The organism is Saccharomonospora marina XMU15 (genome assembly GCF_000244955.1).
Classification (GTDB): domain Bacteria; phylum Actinomycetota; class Actinomycetes; order Mycobacteriales; family Pseudonocardiaceae; genus Saccharomonospora_A; species Saccharomonospora_A marina.
Genome location: NZ_CM001439.1, coordinates 526,775 through 551,764, shown reverse-complemented (window position 1 = coordinate 551,764; position 24,990 = coordinate 526,775). Strand labels below are relative to the sequence as shown.

Below are 24,990 nucleotides of genomic sequence, written 5' to 3'. Positions count from 1 at the left end.
TTCACCCGCTTTCGCGGGCCGGGAGAGCTGCGGCGTGGTTACGGCAGGCTTACGACGACAGGCTTACGACGACAGCGCCGCCCGCAGCCGGTCCTCCTCGACCGTCCAGTACCCGTGTTCCTTGCCGTCGACGAGGATGACGGGAACGCGGTCGCCGTACTCGGCACGCCACTCGGTGTCGGAGTCGACGTCGGCCGTCGACCACTCCACGCCCAACTCGGTGCAGATGCGCTCCACCTGCTGCTCGGCTCGCTCGCAGGCGTGGCAACCCGCTCGGGTCATGACGGTGACTGTGTGCATGAGGCCATCATGACCGCAGATCGGCGCGGCGCAGCTTGCCGGTCGGCGAATGGGGCAGCTCGGAGACGAACCGCACCGTGGCAGGCACCTTGTAGCCGGCCAGCCGCTCCGAACACCGTTGCCGCACCTGCTGTTCCGACAGCGCGGCTCCCGGCTTCGGGACCACCACCGCACGCACCGCCTCCCCGCTGCGCTCGTCGAGCACTCCGACCACCGCCACCTCGGCCACCTGCGGCAACTCGGCGATGACCTGCTCCACCTCGCGGGGGTAGACGTTGAAGCCGTTGACGATGATCAGGTCGTTGGCGCGGTCGACCAGGTGCAGGTCGCCGTCGGTGTCGAGGTAACCCACGTCGCCGGTGCGCAGCCAACCGTCGGTGTCCGGGCCGTGCGTACCGTCGGGCCAGTAGCCGGAGAACAGGTTCTCGCCGCGGACGGCGACCAGCCCGGTGCCTGCCTCGTCCTCGCCGAAGGCGTCGTCGGGGTCGGCGGGATCGAGCGGGACACCTTCCCCGCTTCCGTCGCTGTCGACCAGTCTCACCTCGACGCCCGGCAGCGGCCGCCCCACCGATCCGGGCTTGGCGTAGCCGGTGACGAGCGTGGAGGTGACCACGGGCGCCGCCTCGGTGAGCCCGTAGCCCTCGTAGACCGGCAGGCCAGTGGCCGCCCGCATGGCGGCGAGCACCTTGGGCCGCAGCGGTGCGGCTCCCGAGACCAGCAGCCGGACCGTGGAAAGCCGCTCGCCGACCTCGTCGGGGGGCAGCGCCGCGAAATCGGCGTACATGCCCGGCACTCCGAGCAGCACGGTGACCCGGTGGGTCGAGCAGTGGGCCAGCGCCTGCTTCGCGTCGAACCGGGGAGCCAGCACGGCGGTGGCCCCGGCCGCGGCGGTGGTGAGCAGGCCGGGCCCGAGCCCGTAGATGTGGTGCAGCGGGATGGCGATGAACACCCGATCGCCCGGTGCGGCCACAGGAGGGGGCAGCGAACGCAGTTGCTCGACGTTGGCCAGCAACGCGCGGTGCGACAGCATCACGCCGCGCGCGGGACCCGAGGTGCCCGAGGTGTACAGCAGGGCCGCGAGGTCCTCCCCGCCGCCGACGGGGTCGACCGGATCACCGCTTTCGCACTGGTCCGGTTCGAGCACCGTAACGTCGTCACCCAGCTCGGCGTCGGCGGTTCCCAGCAGCACGCGGGCACCGCTGTGTTCGAGCACCGGCAGCAGTTCCGCGGCGGGCGCCTGCGGCGAAAGCGGTACGGCGATGCCCCCTGCCCTTGTCACGGCGAAGAAGCCGATGGCGAAGGCCGGGGAGGTCGGCGACCGCAGTGCCACCCGATCGCCCGGACGCAGCCCCGCCTCGCCGAGCGAACGCGCCAGCGCGTCGACGGCGGCATCCAGCGCTTTCCAGGTCAGTGTGTTGCCCGACACTGTATCGATCAACGCGACAGCAGTCGGATGTGCCGCCGCAGCCGTGCTCACCAGGTCGGCGACATTGCCCCGTACACCGGTCACAACCAGCCCCTTTCCTGTATCGGCCAGTGTGCCAGCCGAGTCCGTCACCGTGGTGTCGCGTGAGGGCCGTGCTCCGTTCGCAATCAGGACACCACTACCTACTTTGGGGTAACAACGCGTATGCTCCCTCAGGCGACGTAGTGGCGATGATCACGCGGAGGCCGGGAACGGGCCCGGAGGAGGTGCGACACGTGAGCATGCCGATCGCTGTTGCGGCTGGTCCCGCACCCGCGAGGCTCCGGGCCGTCGATGCGCCCGTACCGGTCGAACGCGACCACATCGAGCCCAGGGACGCCGCCGTAGCCGAGAACTGGGAGCTGGTGCGAGCCGCCCAGCGCGGCGACACGGCCGCCTTCGGCAAGCTCTACGACCGCTACGTGGACTGGGTCTACCGGTACGTCCTGCTGCGTGTGGGCGACCGGCATCTGGCCGAGGACGTGACGAGCGAGACGTTCCTGCGCGCGCTGCGCCGCATCACCTCGATCTCCTACCAGGGCCGCGATGTGGGCGCGTGGTTCACCACGATCGCCCGCAACCTGGTGTTCGACCACGTCAAGTCGAGCCGGTACCGGCTCGAGATCGTCACCGACGAGGTGGCGGAGCCGGGCTCGCGAGGAAGCGAGGCCCCAGGACCGGAGCAACAGGTGATCAGTAGAACGACCAGCGACGAACTGTTGCGCAGCATCGCCGACCTCGGTGACGACCAGCGCGAGTGCATCATCCTGCGGTTCATCCAGGGCTACTCGGTGGCCGAGACCGCCGCGATCATGCAGCGCAACGAGGGTGCGGTGAAGGCGCTGCAGCACAGGGCAGTTCGCAGGCTGGCCAAACTGCTGCCTTCCGGAGTTCGCTGAGCCGTCTCGCCGCGTGCACTCGCCGTGCCCGGGGCCGTAACCGCGCGTGCCAATCGATCGTTACTCAGGCGAAGGATCCGGTGACGACTGCGTGGAGGCGGGCCAGGTGAAGGTGCCCCCCTGGTCGCGATCGAGGCGACGCGAGGACGAGCGTTTCGCTCGCGCTGTCGACACCGGCGACGACTCCGAGTTCGGCACCGAACTCGCCGTCGTGGCCGCCCTGCGGCGGCTGGGCCAGGGCGAGACCGCCTCGCTCGGCGGCGACGCTCGTGCCCGCATCGCCGACCGGATAACCCCCGACGTCAGCGGGGTGAAGCGCAGACCACGGCTGACCGCGGTGACAACCGCGGCGACCGCCGTGATCATCGCCGTTTCCGGGCTCGCGCTCGTCCTCTCCGGGAACTCGCTGCCCGGCCAGGCACTGTACGACCTCAAGCGGGCCAGGGAGGCCGCCGTCATCCAGTTCACGCTCGACGACGAGAGCAGGGCGCTCAAGCACCTCGAGTACGCCGAACTGCGGCTGGCCGAACTCGCGCTGCTGGTGGAAAGCGGGGAGCGGGCGCGGCACAGCTACGCGATCGCGTTCGACGACTTCACCGATGAGGCGGCAGCCGGCACCTCCGGCCTCACCGCCGTGGCCACCAGCACCGGAGGCCGGCAGCTCAGCCCGCTTCGGCAGTGGGCGAGCGAGCAGGAAGCCAAGCTCGCGCTGCTGAGCCCCGCGCTCCCCGAGGAACCGGCGGCCCCGCGCGCCCTGCTCTCGCGGATCGAGCGGCGGGCCGCGGCACTGGCCGCGAGGATGGACTGCGGGCAGATCACTTCCGGCGACTTCGACGACATCGGCGCGATTCCCGCCACCGGGGCCTGCGGCACACCGCCAACCGACCCTCCCGGCAGCCGACCCGATCCCGGTTCCACTCCGACGCCACCACCGCGACCCATCCCGGATACCGAGCACACCGAGAGCACGCTGGCCGTGGTGCGGGAACCGGAACCGACCACCTCGCCGCTGCCCGCGGCCTCGCCGGTCAGCTCGAGCACCACCGTGTACGGGCCGCCGATCCCCACACCGACCATGCCGCGGCTGCCGGACGGCTCACCACCACCGCCACCGCCGCTGACGATCCCGCCGCTGCTGCCCGGCTTGCCGGAAGTGGGGATCGGATAGCTCTCGGGTGTCGGCGACGTTCTCGATACTCTGTGAGCGGGTGCTGAGCACAGTGTGAAGATCTGGAGGCGGTGCGCGTGTCGTGGTTGGCAGGCCGCGGGAAGGACCGCGAGCGCCTCGCGGCGCTGGCGGGTGAGGCTTCCGCCGACGCCGCGGTCGCGATGGAATCAGCCGCGTCGGTTGCCACCATCGAGCCCGACAGCGGCGACGACGAGGGACGGCAGCCGCCACCACCACCTGCCCCGCCGGACCTGACCGCGGCGGCCTTCTTCGACGTGGACAACACGATGATGATCGGCGCCTCGATCTTCCACTTCGCGAGGGGACTCGCGGCGCGCAAGTACTTCACCACCTCCGACCTCGCGGGCTTCGCGTGGCAGCAGGTCAAGTTCCGGGTCGGCGGCAGGGAGAGCAAGCAGGGTGTGCAGTCCAGCCGTGAGCAGGCATTGTCGTTCGTGGCCGGCCGCACGGTCGAGGAAATGGTGGCCATCGGCGAGGAGATCTACGACGAGCTGATGGCCGACAAGATCTGGGCAGGCACCAGGGCGCTCGCGCAGCTGCACCTCGACGCCGGCCAGCGGGTCTGGCTGGTCACGGCGACGCCGGTCGAGCTGGCCGCGATCATCGCGAGACGGCTCGGCCTCACAGGCGCGCTCGGCACCGTCGCCGAGAACGTGGACGGCGTCTACACCGGCAGGCTCGTCGGCGACCTGCTGCACGGCAGGGCCAAGGCGCACGCGGTGCGGGCGCTGGCGGCGCGGGAGGGGCTGAACCTGAAGCGCTGCACCGCCTACTCCGACTCCCAAAACGACGTTCCCATGCTCTCGGTGGTCGGCACGGCCGTCGCGGTGAACCCCGACGCGGGGCTACGCGAGACCGCGAGAGAGCGCGGCTGGGAGATCCGCGACTTCCGCACCGGACGCAAGGCCGCCAAGATCGGCGTGCCTTCCGTGCTCGGCGCCGGAGCCCTGGCGGGGGCGGTCGCCGCCGGACTCGCCTACCGCAGGCGCGCAGCGTAGCGGCCTTCAGAAAGGCTCCGCTCAGCCACGGAAGATGCCGCGCCGCTGCGCCAGCCTGCGGTAGAGCATGTGCTGGATCGCCTCGCGGATCTGGTCGGTGAGGTTCAGCACCAGCAGCTGGTCGTCGTGGGCGCCCGCGTCGAAGGTGTCGGTGCGGATGGGTTCACCGAACTCGATATGCCACTTGGTGGGCAGCGGGACCGTGCCGAGCGCGCCGAGCAGCGGGAAGAACGGTGTCACGGGGAAGTACGGCAGGCCGAGCAGCCGCGCCAGTGGCCGGATGTCGCCGATCTTGGGGTAGATCTCCTCTGCGCCGACGACGGCACACGGGACGATCGGCACGCCGGTGCGAAGCGCAGCCGCCACGAAGCCGCCGCGCCCGAACCGCTGCAGCTTGTAGCGCGAGGAGAAGGGCTTGCCGACGCCCTTGAACCCCTCCGGCCAGACCCCCACGAGCTCGCCCGCGCGCAGCAGTCGCTCCGCGTCCGGGTGGCACGCCAGTGTCTGCCCGGACTTGCGGGCCAGCATGCTCAGCAGTGGGGTCTTGAACACCAGATCGGCGCCGAGCATCCGCAGGTAGCGATGCTCGGGATGCTCGTCGTGGACGGCCAGCCCCACCATGATCGCGTCGATCGGCAGCACACCCGAGTGGTTGCTCACCAGCAGCGCGCCTCCACGCCGCGGGAGGTTCTCCGCGCCGTGTGTGCTTACCCGGAACCACTTGTCGTACAGCACCCGCAGCGGCGGCAACAGCAGGGTCTCGGTGAGTTCGACGTCGAACCCGAACTCGTCCACCGGATAGTCGCCGGTGAGGCGGTGCCGCAGGAAGGTCAACACCCTGGCGACCGGGTCGGTGGGCAACGGGCCGCTGTCCTGCGACGTCGGCAGCGTCACCACGGGCGCGTCACGGTCGGGCCGCGTGGTGCCGCGCGGCGCGCTCCTGCCCCGGTGCAGCGGTATCACCCGCGCCGAGCTGCCGGAAGTCACAGCTTCGCCCTCCAAGCGTCGACCTTCGTCACCAGTCTCGCGAGTCGCTGCCCGTCAACGACCGACCGCAGGCCCCTACCCTGCACGTAGTCGTCGAAGGCCTCCCGCGTCGTCCATCTCGGGGTGTAGCCGAATTCCTGCTTCAGCTTGGTGTTGTCCACGACGCGGCCGTAGTTGAGCAGCCGCACCTGGTCGGAGGAGAAGTCGACGACCCGGGCGCCCCGCAGCATCCTGCCCAGCGCGGGCATCGCGTCGGGCAGCACGGGCAGTTCCAGCCGACCCGCTCGACGGATCGCCTGTCCGACCGTGATTACCCCGTCGGATGCGGCGTTGAACACGCCCGGCCGGTCGTGCAGCGTCGCGTGTTCGAGGATGCCGAGCGCGTCGCAGGCGTGCAGCAGTTGCAGCCGCGCGTCGAAACCGAGCACGGTCGGCACCACCGGCATCGCGAAGTACCGTGAGAACACCGTGTCGATGTCCGGCCCCACCACGTTGACGAACCGCAGCACGGTCATGTCGATGTCGGGGCGGCGGCGGGACAGGCCCCGCACGTAGCCCTCCATCTCGACGGCGTCCTTGGCGTAGCCGCTCGAGGCGGAGCCGCTCAGTTCCGAGTCCTCGGTGAACACCGCCTGCGAGCGCGGCCCCGCCCCGTAGACCGCGGCCGTGGACTTGACGACCAGCTTGCGCACGCGCGGCGACCGTTGACACGCGGCCAGCAGCCGCATGGTGCCGATGACGTTGACTTCCTTGATCGCCCTGCGCCGACCCGGTTCCACCGGATGCGACGTGGTGGCCGCGTGCACCACGGTGTCGACCTCCGAGGAGGTGATGATCTTCGTGATGAGCGGGTTCCTGATGTCGGCGCGAACGAACTCGGCCCGGCCCATCCGCCGCAGCACGTCCTCGCGCGGGGGAGCCGTGTCGACACCGATGACACGTTCGAGGTCTGCGCTGTTGCCCAACCGCGCGAGGAGCCGCCCGCCCAGCTCACCGGCCACCCCGGTGATGAGGACGGCTTTCGACGGCATCACACCCCCGCGAAGAGGCAGGTCTGGCGGCGGATCGGACGAGACAGTTCGAATGGTACCGGCGAACCGCACGTGAACGAACCGGCTGTGACCTGTTTTCGACGGCGGTTACGCCCTGCGGACCCGCGCCCGCGCAGGCCGGGCGTCAGCGGGTCACTTGCCCTGCTTGCGGCGCTGCACCCGCGTGCGGCGAAGCAGTTTGCGGTGCTTCTTCTTGGACATACGCTTACGGCGCTTCTTGATCACCGAGCCCACAGGCGCTCCTCAACGGTCGGTCACGAACGACCTACCAGGTTACCCGTCACCGCTGGAAGCCTTTCCCAGGCCTACCCAACGTCGAAGTAAGCGTTGTCCAGGTAGTCGTGCACAGCTTTTTCCGGCACCCGGAACGACTTGCCGACCCGGACGGCAGGCAGTTCCCCCGAGTGCACGAGCCGATAGACGGTCATCTTCGACACCCGCATCAGCGCGGCCACCTCGGCGACGGTCAGGAACTGGACCTGCCGGGGCCCCGGCATGTCTTCTTTCCTGCTCGGCGACATAACAATTCACCGTGCCCCTTCGGCACGTGTCGTGCCGCTCGGCTTCCCCACCGAGCGGTACCGACACGCACGTGCTGACGCCGAGGGTAGCGGGACAGGTGGGGCCAGTGCGACGCCTGTCGAGGGGATTGACTCCAGCGACGGTGCCGGTCACGCCTCGTGGGCCTTACCCAGTTCCACCGATCGGTCCCTTGCCGCCTCGATGGCGGCCAGCAGAGCGGCACGTACCCCGTGTCGCTCCAACTCCCTGATGGCGTTGATGGTGGTGCCCGCGGGCGAGGTCACGGCCTCCCGCAGCAACACGGGATGCTCACTGCCCTGCGCGAGCATCTTGGCGGCCCCCACCGCCGACTGCACGATCAGCTGCTCGGCGACGGCCCTGGGCAGCCCCAGCAGAATGCCCGCGTCGATCATCGCCTCGACCAGGTAGAAGAAGTAGGCGGGGCCGGAGCCCGACAGCGCGGTCACCGCGTCCTGCTGCGCCTCGGGAACCTCGACGACCTTGCCGACCGAACGCAGCATGTCCTCCACTGCCCGCACGTGTTCGGCGGTGGCGTACCTGCCGGGCGAAACCGCGCTCATCGCCTCACCGACCAGCATCGGGGTGTTGGGCATCACCCGCACCACCGGCACCGCATCGGGAAGCTTGCGCTCGTACAGCGTGGTCGGCAGCCCGGCACACAGCGAGACCACCAGCGAGCCGGAATCGACCAGCGGCGCGAGTTCGGCCAGCAACGGCTCGATGTCCTGCGGCTTGACGGCCACGACCAGCACCTCGGCCCGCTTGGCGGCCTCCGCCACGCCCACCGACGCGATGCCGTAGCGCTCGGTCAACTCGGCCGCCCGCTCGGGATGCCGCTCGGTGAACAGCAGCTCTTCGGCGGGCTTTCCCCCGCTGATCAGCCCGGACAGCAGCGCCTCGCCGATCTTTCCCGCACCCAGTACCGCGATGGTTCCCATGGCCGCAAAGCCTAGGCAGCGTGCTACCCGCCCGGGCAGCCGGCTACCCGCTCGGCGCCGGGGACAGCGCCAACTGCCTTGCTTGGCAGACGATGCGACCGTGGGCGTCCACCACGACCGCGTCGGAGTCGAACCAGCCTTCCTGCACCGAACGCGCCTCCACGTGCACCCGCAGCCAACCGGCGCAGGGCCGGGTCCGTACCAGCGCGGTCAGTTGCGCTGTCGGCGCCCAGCCGAACCTGCCGAGGTTGAACACCACGGGCGGGTTGATGTCGCAGGCCAGCAACGCGAACAGCGGGTCGGGCTCACCCTCCTTCGGCCGTGCCCACAGGCGCAGCCGGGGCGGGTCACCCGTCCTGCCGGACAGGTAGCCCGCAGTGGCCGGGTCGATACGCACGTCGCAACCGCTGGCCAGGTTGAACACACCGTCCGACGTCTCCCCGGTGAGCGGGATGGTGCCTGGGGGCGGTTCGGCGGGCAGCGCGGGTGCGTCGGTCCACACCGGCGGCCGCACCGGCAACCTGCCCACCGTGACCCTGCCCTCCACGCAGCTTCGACCCCGCTGCTCCAGGCCGACCGCCACCACCGTGGCCCTGCGCCCGATCTTGCGGATGTCGGTACGCAACAGTGCGGGCCCCACAGCGGGTGCGCGCAGGAATTCCGCGCTGACCACCATGGGGTCGGCGGGCGGCTCGCCTCGCTCTGCCAGCGCCCTGCCCGCCGCGTTGGCGAGCAGCGCCAACAAAAAACCCCCGTGCGGGTGACCTCCGATGGACCATTCGAACCGCAGATCCGCGGTGAACGTGCCGTCCCCCAGGGAACGGACGGCACAGGCCTCCCCGAACGGGGCGACCTCCTGCTCCGCGGCGCTCACGAACGGCTGGCCAGCGCTCGGAGGAAGAACGCGGTGTTGGCAGGCCGCTCCGCCAACCTCCGCATCAAGTAGCCGTACCACTGCTCCCCGAACGGCACGTACACGCGCACGGTCTCCCCTTCCGCCGCCAGCCGACGCTGCTCGTCCGGCCGGACCCCGTAAAGCATCTGGTACTCGTAGCTGCCCCGCTCCCGTCCGTACCAGCGCACCCGCTGCCCGAGCACCTCGACCAGCCGAGGGTCGTGCGTCGCGAACATCGCGTACGCACCACCCTCGAGCAGCACATTAGCGCTACGGACATAGCTCAGATCGACCTCGTGTGCCCGGGCGAACGCCACCTCGGCGGGTTCGGCGTACGCGCCCTTGCACAGCCGCACCCGAGAACCCTTACCCGACAACGCGACGGCGTCGCTCTCGGTGCGCCGCAGGTACGACTGCAACACCGCTCCCACCGAGGGCCACGTCCTTCGCAGTTCGGTGACCACCCGCAACGTGGCGTCAGTGGTGGTGTGGTCCTCCATGTCGACGGTCACGGTGGTGCCGCACTGCTCCGCTGCGGCGCAGATACGGCCTGCGTTGCGCAACGCCAACCCCTCATCGCCCGCCACGGTGACCGCGGAGAGCTTCACGCTCACCTCGGCGTGAGCGGTGAGCCCGCTGGCGTACAACTCGTCGAGCAAGCGCAGGTAGGTGCGCACGATCCGCTCGGTCTGCTCCTCGTCACTGGTGTACTCACCGAGGTAGTCCAAAGTCGCGCACCTGCCGTCGGCGGCGAGCCCGCGCACCGCCCGCAGTGCCTCCTCGATGGTCTCCCCCGCGACGAACCTGCCCACCACACCACGAGCGCCGGGCGCCGTGGCTACCAGACGACGGATGCTTTCACTGCCCGCGGCAGCGAGAATCAGCGAACGCAGCGGCTCCACGAGCATGACTGTACGTGTGAGTAGGCACGAAACGCTCTCCCCCCGGGCACAGCGATGCCGGTGGCGCGGGTTCGCCTACTGGCCCAGATGCAGGCGGGTGAACAGCAGTGCCTCGGCGAGATCCTTGGCGCGCCTTGCCATGTACCTCGCGCCACGGGTGTTGACCTCCAGCACGACGTGACCGCGGTAGCCGTGCTCCAGCAGGTACTCCAGCAGCCGTGCGCACGGCTGGTTGCCTCGCCCCGGCACCAGGTGCTCGTCCTTGGGGACGCCGGTGCCGTCGGCGAGGTGCACGTGCGACAACCGCTCCCCCATCCGCTTGGCCAGCAGCATCGCGTCCATCCCGGCGGCGGCGGTGTGCGAGAGGTCCAGCGTGTAGTGGCGGTAGCCCACGTCGGTGGGGTCGATGGAGGGGCGAAACGCCGAAACCCGGCTGGTCCTGGCGCCACCGGGAGGACGCACCTTGAACATGTTCTCCACGGCGATCTCGACCCCGCTTTCCTCCTCCAACTCGATGAGCAGGTCGGCGAACGCGTCTCCGTAGCGGCGCTGCCACCGAAACGGCGGGTGGACCACAACGGTCCGAGCCTCCAGCTCCACGGCCGCCTCGACGGATCTGCGCAGCCGCACCACTGGGTCCGGGGACCACACCCGCTGGGTGATCAACAGTGACGGCGAGTGGATGGACAGCACCGGCATGCCGGTGCTGCGGCTGCGCTTGCGAAGCGCGGACACGCTCTGACTCTCCGGGTCGGCCCACACCATGACCTCGACGCCGTCGTACCCGAGCGCGGCGGCGAGTTCGAAACCCTCGCCCGCGCGAAGCGGCCACACCGAGGCCGTCGAAAGGCCGACCCGGATCGCTGCGGCCACGCGCTACCTGGAGAGGAGTAACAGCGCGGCGGGGGACACGGTCACCACCAGGCCGACGAGCAGTGCCAGCACGGTCGTCTGCAGGTCCTCCGCGCGCCTGACCTTTCGCACGATCCAGACGAGCCCGACGGTAACCACCAGCGCCGCGACGAGAGCGGCCGCGGGCAGCGCCACCCAAAGCCAGTTGAACCCCAGCCACACACCAGCGCCACCGACCACGCCGAGTGCGAGTTGGCCCGCGAGCGCCAGCCACTGCCGTGCGGGCGATGCCGTCTCCTGCGCGGCCTCGCCCGCCTCCTCGGATTCGTCGTAGGTGAACTCACCGGAGTCGTCGTCGTAGTCGCGGTAGTCGTCCGCCTCGCCGAGCGGGTCGTCGTCGAGCACACCGCTGCGGTAGGGCTGCGAGGCGTCGTCGTCATCGTCGAACTCCGGCACGTAGTAGCCGGTCGGCGGCCCCTCCTCGGCCTCGTCGTCGCCCTCCTGCGGGAGCGTGGGCAGCACGGCGATCTCGGTGTCGTCGAAGCCACCCTGGCGCTGTCCGTGCCAGCCGGAGAGCCCGGCGGGCGGCTCCGCGGCCGCGCCGGGCAGTGCCTGCGCGATGGCCGTCTCGTCCACCGCGGGGAACTGCTCGGTGCTGGGCTCCGGCGGTGGCGCCGGGGGAAGCCGTGGCGGCCTGCGCCGATGCGGCGGCGCGGGGTAGGCGCCGGTGCCGTGCGGTGCGGGCGGCGGTGGACCCTTCGGCTCGGCGACATCGGCCTCCGCTTCGCCGAGCCCGTCGAGCCTGGCGGCCAGCGAACCGTCCTGCGCCGACGACGGTGGCTGACCGGCGGGCGGCGGTGCGGGCTGCACGCGCCTCGTCGAGTTCATCCGGCCCTGCGCGTCACCCGGTGGCTTGACGCCGTTGGGAACGCCGTTGGGGCCGGTGTGACCGTGCGGTGCCCCGTTGAGCGGCGGTTTGACCGCGCCGTTGGTCTGGACCCCACCCTGCGGCGGCCTTCCGTTGGGCGCCCTCGGCGGCAGCGGCGGCCTGCCTACCTCCTCGGCGCCGGGGACGGGATAACCGCCCGTCGGGTGCTGCGGGCGCGGAAGTGGCCCCGACTGCTGCTGTCGTGGTTTCGGCGGCTGCGGCTGTTGGCCCTGGCGCGGAGCCTGTGGCGGCGGGGCCTGAGGCGGCCCCGGACGCGGCCCGCCACGACCCGGCGGCGGTTCCTCGTTGGCCTCGGGCGCGGCGTGGCCGTTGTGCCGGGTACGAGGTGGCTGCGGCCCTTCGGAACGAACCCTGTCGATGATCGCCTGAGGTGCCGTGTCCCCCATTCTGGGCGTGCGACCGCCTGGCGCGTCGTCGTCCTCGGCAGCGCGACGCCGCCGACGGCGCGGATTGCCGCCGACCTGGCCGCCGTGCTCGGCGAGTAGCTCGGCCACGGTCTTCTGTGGCCGCCCGCCGTCGCTGTCTCGAGTCATCCTTTCCACCGTGCCCGTCGCGCGTTGTCTGCGTCTAGTGTGAACCCAGGCGTCATCCGCACCGTCCCTGGCCGGTCAAAAGCGGGGTTTGGTCCGTGCCATTCGTGTCACTGACATGGTCCAGCCGCCGCAGGATCACGCCCTCCCGCAGGGCCCACGGGCAGATCTCCAGCAGCTCCAGTGACAGCGCTCGCATGGTGGCCTGCGCCACGAGTGCTCCGGCGACCAGTTGATGCGCCCTGCTCGCGCTGACCCCTTCCAGTTCGGCGATGTCGGAGGAGGGCATCCGCGACACGAACGCGATCAGCTGGCGTAACGCTGTGTCGGTGAGCACCCTGCGCACCCTCGGGCCTGCTGAGGATGGCGCGGCACCGGTGAGCCGGGCAAGAGAGCGGAACGTCTTCGAGGTCGCTACCACTCGATCGGGCTCGCCGAGCCGGGTGACCTCCTTGGCGAGGTCGCCGAGTTGGTCCTCCAGCCACGCCGTGGTCGCCACGAGTTCGGAGCGGGTCGGCGGATCGTGCCGCAACCGCGTCCGGGTGATCCGGCCCGCACCGAGCGGCAACGATGCCGCGAGCGCGGGTTCCTCGTCGATCCCCATCGCGACCTCCAGCGAACCCCCACCGATGTCGAGGACCAGCAGCTTTCCCGCCGACCAGCCGAACCAGCGGCGCACCGCGAGAAACGTCAGCCGCGCCTCGTCGGTGCCGCTGAGCACCTGCAGTTCCACGCCGGTCTCTTCGGCGACCTTTCGCAGCACCTTGCCCGCGTTGCCCGCCTCTCGCACGGCCGATGTGGCGAACGCCATCAGATCCTCGCAGCCGAGCCGCTCCGCCGACTTCTTGGCCGCGGCCACCGTCCTGGACAGTTCGGCGGCTCCGGCATCGCTGAGCTTGTCGTCCCCCGTGATGCGTTCGCCGAGCCGCAGCACGGTCTTCTCCGAGTGCATCGGCGTCGGGTGGGCACCACGATGCGCGTCCACCACAAGCAGGTGAACGGTGTTCGACCCCACGTCGAGTACCCCTAGGCGCACGAAGCCCTACGGTACCTGGCTTCGGCCCCTCACTGTGCCGATATGCAGCAGTGCCACCACCGGTGAGGTCATCGTCGCGCTCGGTCGCCGACATCGGGGGTGGAAGCGGTCAGGTTTCGAACTTGTAGCCGAGCCCGCGAACGGTCACCAGGTGCCTCGGCGAGCCGGGGTCCGGTTCGATCTTGGACCGCAGCCGTTTCACGTGCACGTCGAGGGTCTTGGTGTCGCCGACGTAGTCGGCACCCCAGACCCGGTCGATCAACTGGCCGCGGGTGAGCACGCGACCCACGTTACGCAGCAGGTATTCGAGCAGATCGAATTCCTTCAGCGGCAGCGGGACCTCTTCCCCGTCCACGGTCACGACGTGCCGCTCGACGTCCATGCGTACCGGTCCCGCCGCGAGCACCTGGGGTGTCACCTCGTTGTCACCCGCGGGCTCGGCGCCGCGGCGGAGCACGGCGCGGACCCTGGCGATCAGCTCGCGCGCCGAGTACGGCTTGGTGACGTAGTCGTCGGCCCCGAGTTCGAGCCCGACCACCTTGTCGATCTCACTGTCCCGCGCGGTGACCATGATCACAGGCACGGCGGAGCGCTGGCGCAACTGCTTGCACACGTCCGTGCCGCTCATCCCGGGCAGCATCAGGTCGAGCAGCACGATGTCGGCACCGTTGCGGTCGAACTCCTCGAGTGCCTCCTGCCCGGTGGTGGCCACGGCAGCGGTGAAGCCCTCCTTGCGCAACAGGAAGGCCAGCGGGTCGGCGAACGATTCCTCGTCCTCGACGATCAGCACCCTCGTCACGGTGTTCCTCCCTGTTCGGTGCTTTCCTGTCCGGTCGCGACCAGGGACCGCGGCGCGGGCTGCTGGTCGTCGGTTGCCGCCACGTGCGCGGGTATGCGCAGGGTGAAGGTCGAGCCCACCCCGAGGCTGCTCCACAGCCGGACCTCACCACCGTGGTTGGCGGCGACGTGCTTGACGATGGCCAGACCGAGACCGGTGCCCCCGGTGGCACGGGAGCGGGCCTTGTCGGCGCGGTAGAAGCGCTCGAACACCCGCTGCTGCTCGTCCTCGGCGATGCCGATGCCGCGGTCGGTCACGGCGATCTCCACGAACCCGTCGACGAGCCGCCTGCTGATCGAGACCGGACTTCCCGCTGACGAGTACGCGATCGCGTTCTCCAGCAGGTTGGTGAGCGCCGTGACCAGCAGCGTGCGGTCGCCCTCCACCAGCAGGTCGCTGGCCTCGTCGGTGGTCACGGTGATCTCGGACGTCTCCGCGGCGAGCCGCACGCGGCCGAGCGCCTCCTCCACGACCGCGTCGACCTCCACCACCGTCAACTCGGGCAGTCGCTCGGCACCCTGCAACCTGGAAAGCGCGATGAGTTCGGTGACCAGCTTGCCGAGCCGGGTGGACTCCCGAAGGATCTTCTCGCTGAAGCGGCGCACCTCCTCACTGTCGTCGGCCGCGTCCAGCACGGCCTCGGCGAGCAGTGCGATGGCTCCCACCGGCGTCTTGAGCTCGTGGCTGACGTTGGCGACGAAGTCGCGGCGGGTGGCCTCCAGTCGCACGGCATCGGAGTGGTCGACCGCCTCCACCACCGTGAAGCCGTCACCGAGCGGGCGGACCTCGCCGAGCACGGCTTCGGGTCCCCTGCCGCGCACGGCAAGCGGTGACAGGTCGATCTCCAGCGGCAGCGACGTCTTGATCACTTGCTCGGCGGCCTTGCGGGCACGGGCGTCGGCCTGGTTGAACCGCACGAGACCGAGCGCCTCGGCGCGCCTGTTGTGCAGCACCATGTCACCGAACCGGTTGAGCACGACGACGCCGTTGTTGGAGGAGCGGACGAGGCGTTCGAGTAGTTCGGCGGCGGTGGGACCCGCCGGTCGGCGGTCCGTGCCCGCGAAGCGGTTCCTGGCGAGAATGAAACCGACGGCCGAGCCCACCACCAGGGCGGCGATGGCCAGCACAGCGGAAGCGGACGCCGTCACGATTCGCATGGTAAGCGCCCGGGTGGCCTGTTGGCCTAGTCCTGGAAGTGCTCTCGTGACAGCCGCGACACCTGCTGGGCACATGTTCGCCGCTGGGTCAGCGGCCGTTCACACTCTGGTCACCCTTCGTAGAACTTCTCGAAAGTACGTTCATTCGATGCGGTGGAGTATCACGGCGCTGTACCCGGAGAGTCGCGGCTGCCCGGCTGCTGTCGTCCCGGGGCCGAGCGCCGAACGCGCCACGGCCCCGGACGGTGGGTCAGCGACCCTGGCTGGCTACCGCCGCCGCGGCCTCCTCGGCGGCCGCCGGGTCGAGGTAGGTGCCGCCGGGGTTGGTCGGTTTGAGGTCGGCATCGAGGTCGTAGCGCAGCGGGATGCCGGTGGGGATGTTCAGGCCTGCGATCTCGGTGTCGGAGATGCCGTCGAGGTGCTTCACCAGCGCCCGCAGCGAGTTGCCGTGCGCGGCGAGCAGCACCGTCCTGCCCGCCCGCAGGTCCGGCACGACCGAGGATTCCCAGTACGGCAGCATGCGCGCCACCACGTCCTTCAGGCACTCGGTCATCGGCAGTTCGGCGCCGAGTTCGGCGTAGCGCACGTCGGCGTCCTGGCTGAACTCGCTGCCGGGTTCGATCGGGGGCGGCGGGGTGTCGTAGGAGCGCCGCCACAGCATGAACTGCTCCTCGCCGAACTGCTCCAGCGTCTGCTTCTTGTTCTTGCCCTGCAACGCGCCGTAGTGCCTCTCGTTGAGCCGCCAGTCGCGGCGCACCTCGATCCAGTGCCGATCGGCAACGTCCAGTGCGATGTTCGCCGTGGAGATCGCCCTTCGCAGCAGTGAGGTGTGCACCACGTCGGGCAACAACCCGGCCTCGGCGAGTAGCTCGCCGCCACGGCGCGCCTCCTGCTCGCCCAGCTTGGACAGCGGGACGTCAACCCAGCCTGTGAAGAGGTTTTCGGCGTTCCACGTGCTCTGCCCGTGTCGCAGCAGCACCAGAGTCCCAAGTTCGGCCATGCGTTCAGCGTGCCAGAAGGCTTGCGTTGTGCTAGCCGAGGCCAGCTGCATGGGTGAGTTCTACCGACCGTGGGCCGGACGTACCGTGCCGTGTTAACCCGATCGCTAGACGTAGCGCCAATAACATTTCAATATGGTTAACGATGTCGCGATGCGTTAACGACGTTGGAGAAATTCACCCAATCGGGGTAGTAAGTAGTCTTGTGATTACAGACCCGAGTCTGACAAGTTGGCTACCAACCCGCTCGGTCGGAAACCACGCACTCCCCGGCCGAACGCGGTTGTAGGCGCAGCTCGTCTCCCCCCTGCCGAGCTGCGACCCGCCGGCCCCGTTGGCATCCCCCTCGTCACCGGGTCCACGCGGCGGGAACGTCAGCGGGGCGGCTCGAGTTCGCGACTCCCCCCTCCCTCGAGCCGCCCCGCGACCCGCCCCTCAGTCGTCCGTCAGCGAGCCGGGCCGGTGTTCGCCCTCGGGCTCCACCAGGTGCGCGAACGCCCGCAGGTTGGCAAGCGACTCACCGCGCGAGACCCGCCAGTCCCACTCCCGCCGGATCGACGAAGCGAAACCGATCTCGAGCAGCGTGTTGAAGTCACCGTCCGCCGCTTCGAGCACCTGCCCGAGCAACCGGTCCAACTCCGCCTCGCTCACCGCGTCGAGGCCGAGCCGTCCTACGAGGTAGATGTCGCCAACCGCGTCGATCGTGTAGTGCACGCCGTACAGCTTGGCGTTGCGACGCAGCAGGAACCGGTACACGTCCTCGTGCCGCTCGTCGGGTCGCCTGCACACGAAGGCCTCGATGGCCAGCGAATGCTCCCGCGCCACCAGCCAGCAGTTGGTCTGCAGTTTCTTGGTGCCTGGCAGCGTGACGAAGTACACGCCCTCGCCCTTGCGGTCGTAGTCCAGCTCGGCCGAATCCAGCGTGTGCCGGATGACCTCGTCGACGCTCATACCGCCACCCCCAGCGCCGCGCCCTGGAACGCGCTCGTCGCCTCCGTGTAGGCGTCCAGCAGCGCGTCGGTGGTGCGCTTCCAGGAGAACCGCTCGGCATGGCGCAACGCGCCGGTGGCGAGTTGGGCGCGCCGGTGCGGGCTCAGCGCGACCAGGTCGAGCGCACCGGCCCAGTCGTCCGCGCTGTGCGAGGGCACCAGGATGCCGGAAACCCCGTGGTCGACGGCCACCGGAAGGCCGCCGACCTCCGCGGCGACCACCGGGGTTCCGCACGCCTGCGCCTCCAGCGCCACCAGCCCGAACGACTCGTTGTAGCTGGGCACCGCCACCACGTCGGCGGCACGGTACACCTGCACCAGCCGCTGGCCCGACTGCGGCGGCAGGAACCGCGTCAGCTCCGCGATCCCGAGCGAGGAGGCCAGTTCCCGCAGCGCTGTAGGCTGCCCCATCGCCGTGCCGGAAGGGCCGCCCGCGATCAGCACCACCAGTCGCCGTCGCAACCACGGGTGCCGTCGCAGCAGTCGCGCGGCCGCGTTCAGCAGCACGTCGGGTGCCTTGAGCGGCTGGATTCGGCCGACGAAGGCCAGCACGACGGCATCGGCAGGCAGATCCAGCGCCTGCCGGGCGGCGGCTTTGGAGCCGGGGCGGAAGGTGTGCAGGTCCACGCCCGGCGACACCGTGCGCACACTGCCGGGATCAGCGTCGTACAGCCGGATCAGCTGGTCGGCCTCCACATCGGTGTTGACGACGAGGCGGTCGGCCTCGGCCACCACCTGTTGCTCACCGATCACGCGGGTGCGCGGCTCGGGCTTGTCGCCCTCCGCGAGCGCGGCGTTCTTCACCTTGGCCAGGGTGTGGGCGGTGTGCACCAGCGGCACCCCCCACCGGTCCCTCGCCAGCCAACCGACCTGGCCGGAGATCCAGTAGTGCGAGTGGATGAGGTCGTAGTAGCCGGGCTCGTGGAACGCCTCGGTTCGCAGCACGCCCGAGGTGAAGGCACACAGCTGAGCGGGTAGTTCGTGCCGCTCCAGCGGCTCGAAAGGGCCCGCGGGGATGTGGCGCACGATGACCCCGGGTGCCAGTTCCGCCACCGGCGGCTGCTCCGAGGAGGTGGCCCTGGTGAACACCTCGACGCTGACCCCGCTTCGGGCCATCTCGATCGCGGTCTGGGTGATGTAGACGTTCATTCCGCCCGCGTCGCCGGTACCAGGCTGCTCCAACGGGGAGGTGTGTACGGACAGCACCGCGACCCGGCGCGGCCTCGGTGCCGTCCGGTACAAGGAGATCGTCACCGAATCACCTTTCTGCTGGGGCGCCCTGCGCCCGCTCCTCGACGAACCGCGCCAGGGTCTCGTTGAACTCCGGCGCGGCTTCGACGAACGGTATGTGGCCTACACCAACCCACCAACGCGTCGCCGCCCCGGGTATCTTCCCGGCCGCGTACTCGCCCGCCCTCGGATCGACGGTGGCGTCCTCGGTACCGTGCGTGACCAGGGTGGGGACGTCGATCGAAGCGAGCACCTCCGCGCTGTCGACGTCGCGGCTGAACAGCGCCGCTCGCACCGGCGGCGGGACGCTGAGACTGGCCCCGAGCATGGCCTGCGCGACCGCACCCGGCAGCGGGTTCACCGACATCTCCCCGATGAGCCGGGTCAGCGCGGGCAGCGCGACGTCGATGTCGTCCGCCAGCGCGTCGGGTAGCGCCGAGCGCATCGCGGAACCGACCCAGCCGCCGGGGTGACCCTTGCCGATCTCGGTGATCCCGCCGACCAGCACGATGCCCGCGAGCCCTGCGGTGCCGTGCACGCGAACGTAGTCGGTGATCACGAGCGCGCCGTAGGACCACCCGACGACGACCGCGGGCTCACCCGCGAGGCCAAGTACGGCGGCCAGGTCGTCGGCCCACACCGCCGGGTCGTCGTAGCCGCCCGATGGCACGTCGGAACCACCGTGACCGCGCAGGTCCAACGCGAGCAGCCGGAACCGCTCCCGCAGCCGTGGATCGGCGAACTGGGCATCCCAGGCGCGAGCCGACTGTGCCCAGCCGTGCACGAAGACGATCGGCGGCCCGCTGTCGGCGCCCGCCACGCGAACGCCGATCCTGGCGCCACCGGCACCGACGACCTCTGTTCTCATCTGCATGACCTTCCCCGAAGGTGTCCGTCGAGGCAGTCCTCCCCGGCGAGGGGTCGGGTCACAGGGCCGACTTCGACGTCCACGTCTGCCAATCGAGCAGCCAGTCCATCACGTCGGACGTGAGCGGAAAGTCCGCCTTCGACCCGGTGATCTCCACCGGATCGCCGATCAGCGCGGAGTCGAAGTATGCCTTGGCGTCGACCTCGAACAGATTGACGCACCCGTGAGAGGTGTTGTTCTTGCCGATGTTGGCGCGGTTCTCCTCGTTCTCGTGGATGTACTCGCCGTGGTTGGAGATGCGGCAGCACCACTTCTTCTTCACGTCGGTGTAGCCGTAGCGCTCGTTGTCGAAGATCGAGGTCGGCTCCCTGGTCATCACGATCACGGTGCCGTTGGGGGTGTTGAGATTGGGGTCGGCGTCCTTGCCGTTGCTGCACGGGTAGCTGGCGGATTCGCGGCCGTCGCGATAGACGCGCATCACATGGTCCGGGGTGTGGATCTTGACGACCTGGTTTCGGCCGATCCGGAACTGGGTGGTGACGTCGGCCTTGCCGTACGCGCCGCCGCCGTAGTGCACGCCGTAGAGCTTGGCGGTGACCTTGACGTCGGTGTTGGCGGGCCAGTACTCCTTCGGCCGCCAGTCGACCTGCCTATCGGACAGCCACGCCCATGCGCCCTCCACCTCGGTGGAGGTCTCCACCACCAGTGCGCGCTGCGCTGCTGCGCGGTCGGCGACCGGCTCGTTGAACTTGACGCTGATCGGCATGGCGACGCCCACCTCGGCGTTGTCGACCGGATTCAGCGTCGCCCGCACCAGCGTGGCCGGGTTGATCGTGTCGAAGCTGCCGGTGAACTCGGCCACCTTGCCGTCGTCGCCGTCCGCCTCCGCCGTGTAGGTGTAGGTCGAGCCGTAGCCGAGTGGCTCCGAACTCGTCCACGTGCGCTTGTCACCGTCGAGGTGGCCCGCGACGGGTTCGCCCTCGGGATTGGTGACCGAGACCTCGGTGAACTTGCCTTCCTCGACCTTCAGCGTGACAGGGGCGAGCACGGACACGTCCTTGGCACCGACCGCGGGCTCGGCCGTGATCTTCGCTTTGGGTGGCACCTGCGCGGGATCCACCTCGGCCGTGCCCGCCGTGCGCCCGGAACAGGCCGCGAGCGCGCCGACCGATCCTGCCGCGATGGCGGCCCTGAACACCGTCCGCCGTTCGATCACCCTGTCCTCCTCGATCACAATGCGAACCACCCGTGAGCGGACTCGCTTCATTTGGCAGCATGCGGGCATGAGCATGCGAACCGCAGTCGTAACGGGAGCCAGCGCAGGCATCGGCGAAGCGACCGCCAGGGCACTGGCCTCAGCCGGGTTCCACGTCGTGCTCGGCGCACGCCGCCTCAACCGGCTGCGTCAGCTCGCGGAGGAACTGTCCGGCACCGCACACGAACTGGACGTGACGGACGTCGAGTCCGTTGCCTCGTTCGTCGACCAGGTCCCAGAATGCCACCTCCTCGTCAACAACGCCGGTGGCGCGAGGGGTCTGGAACGCGTCGAGGAGGCCGACGAGGAGAACTGGCACTGGATGTGGCAGACGAACGTGCTCGGCACGCTGCGCGTTACCAAGGCTTTGCTGCCGAAGCTGATCGCCTCCGGTGAGGGGCACGTGATCACTGTGACGTCCATCGCCGGGCACGAGGTGTACGACGGCGGAGCGGGCTACACCTCGGCCAAGCACGCGCAGGCTGCGCTGCACCAGACCCTGCGCTCGGAGCATCTTGGAGATCCGCTGCGGCTGACCGAGATCGTGCCGGGGATGGTCGAGACGGACTTCTCGCTGAACCGCTTCGACGGCGACGCCGAGCGAGCGGAGAGGGTGTACCAGGGCCTGCAACCCCTCACCGCGAGCGACGTGGCAGAGGTCATCGCCTTCGCCGCCACCAGGCCCGCGCACGTCAACCTCGACCGGATCGTGCTGCAGCCGACGGCACAGTACAACGGCAGCCGCATTCTGCGGCGCTGACGGCGCTGAGAGCACAGTCAGCACAGACGGCGCTGAGATCCCATCGCGCTACAGCCGGCAGTTGATGAGCAGCGGCTCCGGCCGCAGCGTGACTCCGAAGGTGTCGCGCACGCCGTCACGCACCTCGCGGGCGAGGGCCAGCAGGTCGGCCGTGGTGGCCGCGCCGCGGTTGGTCAGCGCGAGCGTGTGCTTCGTCGAAAGTCGAACGCGCCCGCCCGGCCCCGGGTAGCCCTTGCTGAACCCGGCGCGCTCGATCAGCCAGGCCGCGGACAGCTTCACCCCGCCGTCGGCGGGATACCGGGGCACGGGCACGTCGGACCCGACCACCTCGGCGATCCTGGCGAGCGCGTCGGCGACCTGGTCGTGCGCGACGACGGGATTGGTGAAGAACGAGCCCGCGCTCCAGGTGTCGTGATCGGCCTCGTCGAGCACCATGCCCTTGCGCGCCCGTAGCGCGAGCACTGCCTCGCGGGCCTCGGCGGCAGGCACCCTGGCGCCGATCTCGGTGCCGAGGGCGGCCGCGAGTTCGGCGTAGCGGATCGGGGCGGACAGCCCGTCGGTGTGCAGCGAGAAACGCACCCGGAGCACGATCCCGGAGTCGGTTCCCTTGAGCACGCTCGTGCGGTAGGCGAAGCCGAGGTCGGCGGCGGCGATGGTGCGGATCTCGCCGGATCGGCGATCGTAGAGGTCGATGGAGTGCAGCACCTGGCTGATCTCGCAGCCGTAGGCGCCCACGTTCTGGATGGGCGTCGCGCCCGCCGACCCCGGGATGCCGGAGAGGCATTCCAGGCCGCCGAGACCGGCGCAGACTGCGGCCGCGACATAGTCGTCCCAGTTCTGCCCCGCCGCGACGCCGTCGTCGTCCCAACCGGTGGTGCCGATGCGCACCACCGTGCCCGCGAACCCGGCGTCGGCCACCACGAGGTTGGAGCCACCGCCGAGCAGCAGTACCGGCTCGCCCGCCGCGTCGAGTTCGCGTACGAGTGAAACCAGTTCCTCGGTCGTCGACGCGGTGACGAAGCGGCGGGCCGGGCCGCCCAGCCGCAGCGTGGTGTGCTCGCGCAGGGCCTCCTGGACGGGCGTTCCGACAGTGCTCACAAGCGGTAACGGTACTGTCCTGCGCATGGCGACCCGTATCGAGCACCGTGCGACGTTCGCGCACAGTGCCGCCGACGTGTATGCCGCCCAGACACAACAGCAGGCGCTGCGGGCCCGGCTGGACGAGATCGGCGGCAAGGATTCGACGCTGCGCGACCACACCGCCACGGCCGACGGTGTCCGGTACACGCTGGTGCAGGGCATCCCGGCCGAGCAGCTACCGCACCTGGTGCGAAAGATGCACTCCGGTGACCTCGAGGTGCAGCGCGAGCACACCTGGTGGCAGCAGGAAGGCCGCTACGTCGGCACGGTGAACGTGCATGTCAGCGTTATGCCGGGGCACATCACCGCCCGCACCGAACTCTACGACGAGGCGGCGGGTAGCGTGCTACAGACCAGAGGTGAGGTCAAGGTCCGCATCCCGCTCGTGGGAGGCAAGCTCGAAAGCTTCGTCGCCGACCAGGTGACGGAACTGCTCGAGCACGAGGCGAAGTTCACGTCGCGGTGGCTCGCGGGCCGAGGCTGATCGGCACCCCCACCCGAGGAACCACCAACCCGAACCGGCTACGCAGGGTCGACCGCTGGCTGCTCGCCGATGCAGCGGTGGGCAGGGCGCTGTCCCGCGCGGCCGAACCACTGGTGGTCGATCTCGGGTACGGGGCGTCACCGGTGACCACCGTCGAGTTGGCGAGGCGGCTGGCACAGCAGCAGCCCCGGGTTCGGGTGCTCGGGCTCGAACTGGACGCCGACCGCGTCGCGGCCGCCGCCGCGGTGGCCGACCCGCCTCGGCTGGACTTTCGCAGGGGTGGCTTCGAGTTGGCGGGCACCCGCCCGGTGCTGGTGCGAGCGTTCAACGTGCTGCGACAGTACGCCGAGCGCGATGTCGTGCCCTCGTGGGAGGCGATGCTCGGCCGCATCGCGCCGGGAGGTCTGCTGGTGGAGGGCACCAGCGACGAGATCGGCAGGCTGTGCTCGTGGGTCACGCTGAACCACGCCGGCCCGATCAGCCTCACCCTTTCCTGCCGCCTCGGCAGCATCGACCGTCCGTCCACCGTGGCGCAACGATTGCCGAAGGCACTGATCCACCGCAACGTGCAGGGCGAGGCCGTTCACGACTTCCTCGCCGAGCTCGACGAGTGCTGGGCCGCCGCGGTGCCGTTCGCGCCGTTCGGCCGCAGGGTGCGGTGGGTCGAGGCGGTACGGCTACTCGCCCGGCGTGGTTGGCCGCTGCTGGGCCGCGACACCCGTTGGCGGCTCGGCGAGCTGACCGTGGCATGGGATGCCGTCGCCCCGTCCCGGTGGGGCAGGTAGCCGCAGTAACGGGGTCGGGCCCGCCGGTAAGGGGTGCCCTGACTTGTCCCTGAGATCGCTGTCAGCCCGTGGTCGACACCGCTCGTGCCTGCGAGTCTGCGGTGAGCGGGGTCATCGGGCCGCCACCCGACGACCCCGCCGAAGACACCGGCTCCTCACTGCGAAACGGAAAGAGAGTCGCCATGCCCTCACCGGCCACGGTACCCACGCGCGAGTACACGGTTTCGATCGCGCACACCCCTGCCCAGATCGAGGCGGCGCAGCGGTTGCGCCGTGCCGTCTTCGTCGACGAGTTCAACGCCGCGCTACCCGGCGAACTCGACCGCGACGAGTTCGACGACCGCTGCGACCACCTGATCGTCGAGCACGCGGACACGGTGGTGGGCACCTACCGGCTGCTACCGCCCGGTCGCGGCGACCGGCTCTACTCAAGCGGCGAGTTCGACCTCACGGCGTTGCGCCCGCTGCGCGGATCGCTGATCGAGGCGGGCCGCTCCTGCGTGCACCCCGACCACCGCGGCGGGCAGGTCATCAACCTGATGTGGGGTGCGCTGACCCGCTACGCGTTGCTCTCCGGCGCGCGCCACCTCGCGGGCTGCGCCTCGGTGCCGCTCGCCGACGGCGGGCGGGCCTGTGCGGACACCTGGCAGCTCGTACGGCGACGCCACCTGTCACCGGCGCACCTGCGGGTCCAGCCGCACCTGCCGTGCGACCCCTCGCCCACGACCGGTGAGCGGCCGAGCTACGCGCGGGTACCGCCCCTGCTGCGGGGATACCTGCGGCTCGGCGCATGGGTCTGCGGGCCACCCGCTCACGACCCGGACTTCGGAGTCGCCGACTTCTTCGTGCTGCTGCCGCTCGACCGCATGGACGACCGTTACCTGCGGCGCTTCCTCGGGCAGGCCCGGTGAACTCCTACCGCGCGAGTTCACCTTGCACTCCTGCCTGCGT

General features: G+C 70.0%; 27 protein-coding genes. 7 read left to right on the top strand and 20 right to left on the bottom strand.

The window, feature by feature from the left end; translation table 11 throughout:
- Positions 1-63: 63 nt before the first annotated feature.
- Positions 64-300: a glutaredoxin family protein gene (locus SACMADRAFT_RS02590; protein ID WP_009152221.1), complete on the bottom strand. Its 237-nt coding sequence runs from the start codon at positions 298-300 to the stop codon at positions 64-66.
- A gap of 7 nt (positions 301-307) precedes the next feature.
- A complete protein-coding gene (locus SACMADRAFT_RS02585; protein ID WP_009152220.1) occupies positions 308-1,810 on the bottom strand; it encodes an AMP-binding protein in 1,503 nt (500 codons plus the stop codon).
- A gap of 191 nt (positions 1,811-2,001) precedes the next feature.
- On the opposite strand from SACMADRAFT_RS02585, the gene SACMADRAFT_RS02580 reads away from it, so the two are divergent.
- The 3 genes from SACMADRAFT_RS02580 (at position 2,002) to SACMADRAFT_RS02570 (ending at position 4,851) form a co-directional block, all read left to right on the top strand.
- Positions 2,002-2,664 (top strand): sigma-70 family RNA polymerase sigma factor, encoded by a 663-nt coding sequence (locus SACMADRAFT_RS02580; RefSeq protein ID WP_009152219.1) that lies wholly within the window; start codon positions 2,002-2,004, stop codon positions 2,662-2,664.
- Positions 2,665-2,770: 106 nt separating this feature from the next.
- Positions 2,771-3,832, top strand: a complete 1,062-nt coding sequence (locus SACMADRAFT_RS02575; protein ID WP_009152218.1) for a DUF5667 domain-containing protein — start codon at positions 2,771-2,773, stop codon at positions 3,830-3,832.
- Positions 3,833-3,894: 62 nt separating this feature from the next.
- Entirely contained in the window at positions 3,895-4,851 is a 957-nt protein-coding gene (locus tag SACMADRAFT_RS02570) for an HAD family hydrolase (RefSeq protein WP_040925515.1), read from the top strand.
- Between the two features lie 21 nt (positions 4,852-4,872).
- Here the strand turns inward: SACMADRAFT_RS02570 and SACMADRAFT_RS02565 are convergent, their stop codons facing one another.
- From SACMADRAFT_RS02565 to SACMADRAFT_RS02490, 17 genes are all read right to left on the bottom strand, one after another.
- Positions 4,873-5,838, bottom strand: a complete 966-nt coding sequence (locus SACMADRAFT_RS02565; RefSeq protein ID WP_009152216.1) for a lysophospholipid acyltransferase family protein — start codon at positions 5,836-5,838, stop codon at positions 4,873-4,875.
- Positions 5,835-6,869: an NAD-dependent epimerase/dehydratase family protein gene (locus tag SACMADRAFT_RS02560; RefSeq protein WP_009152215.1), complete on the bottom strand. Its 1,035-nt coding sequence runs from the start codon at positions 6,867-6,869 to the stop codon at positions 5,835-5,837. The genes SACMADRAFT_RS02565 and SACMADRAFT_RS02560 overlap by 4 nt, the downstream gene beginning before the upstream one ends.
- 153 nt (positions 6,870-7,022) lie before the next feature.
- Positions 7,023-7,124: a 30S ribosomal protein bS22 gene (locus SACMADRAFT_RS28900; protein WP_005453035.1), complete on the bottom strand. Its 102-nt coding sequence runs from the start codon at positions 7,122-7,124 to the stop codon at positions 7,023-7,025.
- 71 nt (positions 7,125-7,195) lie between these two features.
- Positions 7,196-7,411 (bottom strand): helix-turn-helix domain-containing protein, encoded by a 216-nt coding sequence (locus tag SACMADRAFT_RS02555; RefSeq protein ID WP_009152214.1) that lies wholly within the window; start codon positions 7,409-7,411, stop codon positions 7,196-7,198.
- 150 nt (positions 7,412-7,561) lie between these two features.
- The gene (proC, locus tag SACMADRAFT_RS02550; RefSeq protein ID WP_009152213.1) at positions 7,562-8,371 is read right to left on the bottom strand and encodes a pyrroline-5-carboxylate reductase; all 810 of its coding nucleotides are present in this window, start codon (positions 8,369-8,371) and stop codon (positions 7,562-7,564) included.
- A gap of 43 nt (positions 8,372-8,414) precedes the next feature.
- Complete coding sequence (locus SACMADRAFT_RS02545; protein ID WP_009152212.1) at positions 8,415-9,245, bottom strand: thioesterase family protein; 831 nt, start codon at positions 9,243-9,245, stop codon at positions 8,415-8,417.
- Positions 9,242-10,168: a proline dehydrogenase family protein gene (locus tag SACMADRAFT_RS02540; protein WP_040926044.1), complete on the bottom strand. Its 927-nt coding sequence runs from the start codon at positions 10,166-10,168 to the stop codon at positions 9,242-9,244. Before SACMADRAFT_RS02540 ends, SACMADRAFT_RS02545 begins: the two co-directional genes overlap by 4 nt.
- Before the next feature lie 75 nt (positions 10,169-10,243).
- Positions 10,244-11,041, bottom strand: a complete 798-nt coding sequence (locus tag SACMADRAFT_RS02535) for a sugar phosphate isomerase/epimerase family protein (protein WP_009152210.1) — start codon at positions 11,039-11,041, stop codon at positions 10,244-10,246.
- A gap of 3 nt (positions 11,042-11,044) precedes the next feature.
- The gene (locus SACMADRAFT_RS28895) at positions 11,045-12,502 is read right to left on the bottom strand and encodes a hypothetical protein (protein ID WP_040925514.1); all 1,458 of its coding nucleotides are present in this window, start codon (positions 12,500-12,502) and stop codon (positions 11,045-11,047) included.
- 52 nt (positions 12,503-12,554) lie between these two features.
- Positions 12,555-13,535, bottom strand: coding sequence for a Ppx/GppA phosphatase family protein (locus SACMADRAFT_RS02525; RefSeq protein WP_009152209.1), 981 nt, complete (start codon positions 13,533-13,535; stop codon positions 12,555-12,557).
- A gap of 109 nt (positions 13,536-13,644) precedes the next feature.
- Positions 13,645-14,334, bottom strand: a complete 690-nt coding sequence (locus tag SACMADRAFT_RS02520) for a response regulator transcription factor (RefSeq protein ID WP_009152208.1) — start codon at positions 14,332-14,334, stop codon at positions 13,645-13,647.
- Positions 14,331-15,530 carry a sensor histidine kinase gene (locus SACMADRAFT_RS02515; RefSeq protein ID WP_009152207.1) on the bottom strand — a complete coding sequence of 400 codons (1,200 nt, stop codon included), beginning with the start codon at positions 15,528-15,530 and terminating at the stop codon, positions 14,331-14,333. Before SACMADRAFT_RS02515 ends, SACMADRAFT_RS02520 begins: the two co-directional genes overlap by 4 nt.
- A gap of 250 nt (positions 15,531-15,780) precedes the next feature.
- Positions 15,781-16,530, bottom strand: a complete 750-nt coding sequence (locus SACMADRAFT_RS02510; RefSeq protein ID WP_040925513.1) for a phosphoglyceromutase — start codon at positions 16,528-16,530, stop codon at positions 15,781-15,783.
- 433 nt (positions 16,531-16,963) lie between these two features.
- A complete protein-coding gene (locus SACMADRAFT_RS02505) occupies positions 16,964-17,479 on the bottom strand; it encodes a type III secretion system chaperone family protein (RefSeq protein WP_009152205.1) in 516 nt (171 codons plus the stop codon).
- Positions 17,476-18,771 carry a D-inositol-3-phosphate glycosyltransferase gene (gene mshA / locus SACMADRAFT_RS02500; protein ID WP_009152204.1) on the bottom strand — a complete coding sequence of 432 codons (1,296 nt, stop codon included), beginning with the start codon at positions 18,769-18,771 and terminating at the stop codon, positions 17,476-17,478. Before mshA ends, SACMADRAFT_RS02505 begins: the two co-directional genes overlap by 4 nt.
- 4 nt (positions 18,772-18,775) lie before the next feature.
- Complete coding sequence (locus tag SACMADRAFT_RS02495; RefSeq protein WP_040926042.1) at positions 18,776-19,615, bottom strand: alpha/beta fold hydrolase; 840 nt, start codon at positions 19,613-19,615, stop codon at positions 18,776-18,778.
- 58 nt (positions 19,616-19,673) lie between these two features.
- Positions 19,674-20,831, bottom strand: coding sequence for a L,D-transpeptidase (locus SACMADRAFT_RS02490; RefSeq protein ID WP_009152202.1), 1,158 nt, complete (start codon positions 20,829-20,831; stop codon positions 19,674-19,676).
- A gap of 67 nt (positions 20,832-20,898) precedes the next feature.
- Here SACMADRAFT_RS02490 and SACMADRAFT_RS02485 point away from each other — a divergent pair, with 67 nt between their 5' ends.
- The gene (locus tag SACMADRAFT_RS02485; protein WP_009152201.1) at positions 20,899-21,630 is read left to right on the top strand and encodes an SDR family oxidoreductase; all 732 of its coding nucleotides are present in this window, start codon (positions 20,899-20,901) and stop codon (positions 21,628-21,630) included.
- Between the two features lie 48 nt (positions 21,631-21,678).
- On the opposite strand, the gene SACMADRAFT_RS02480 is transcribed toward SACMADRAFT_RS02485, so the two are convergent.
- A complete protein-coding gene (locus tag SACMADRAFT_RS02480) occupies positions 21,679-22,728 on the bottom strand; it encodes a UDP-N-acetylmuramate dehydrogenase (RefSeq protein WP_009152200.1) in 1,050 nt (349 codons plus the stop codon).
- A gap of 25 nt (positions 22,729-22,753) precedes the next feature.
- Here SACMADRAFT_RS02480 and SACMADRAFT_RS02475 point away from each other — a divergent pair, with 25 nt between their 5' ends.
- The 3 genes from SACMADRAFT_RS02475 (at position 22,754) to SACMADRAFT_RS02465 (ending at position 24,950) form a co-directional block, all read left to right on the top strand.
- Positions 22,754-23,254 (top strand): DUF2505 domain-containing protein, encoded by a 501-nt coding sequence (locus SACMADRAFT_RS02475; RefSeq protein ID WP_009152199.1) that lies wholly within the window; start codon positions 22,754-22,756, stop codon positions 23,252-23,254.
- Complete coding sequence (locus SACMADRAFT_RS02470; RefSeq protein WP_009152198.1) at positions 23,233-24,039, top strand: hypothetical protein; 807 nt, start codon at positions 23,233-23,235, stop codon at positions 24,037-24,039. The genes SACMADRAFT_RS02475 and SACMADRAFT_RS02470 overlap by 22 nt, the downstream gene beginning before the upstream one ends.
- A 101-nt stretch (positions 24,040-24,140) precedes the next feature.
- Positions 24,141-24,950, top strand: coding sequence for a GNAT family N-acetyltransferase (locus SACMADRAFT_RS02465; RefSeq protein WP_009152197.1), 810 nt, complete (start codon positions 24,141-24,143; stop codon positions 24,948-24,950).
- The last annotated feature ends 40 nt before the right edge of the window (positions 24,951-24,990 follow it).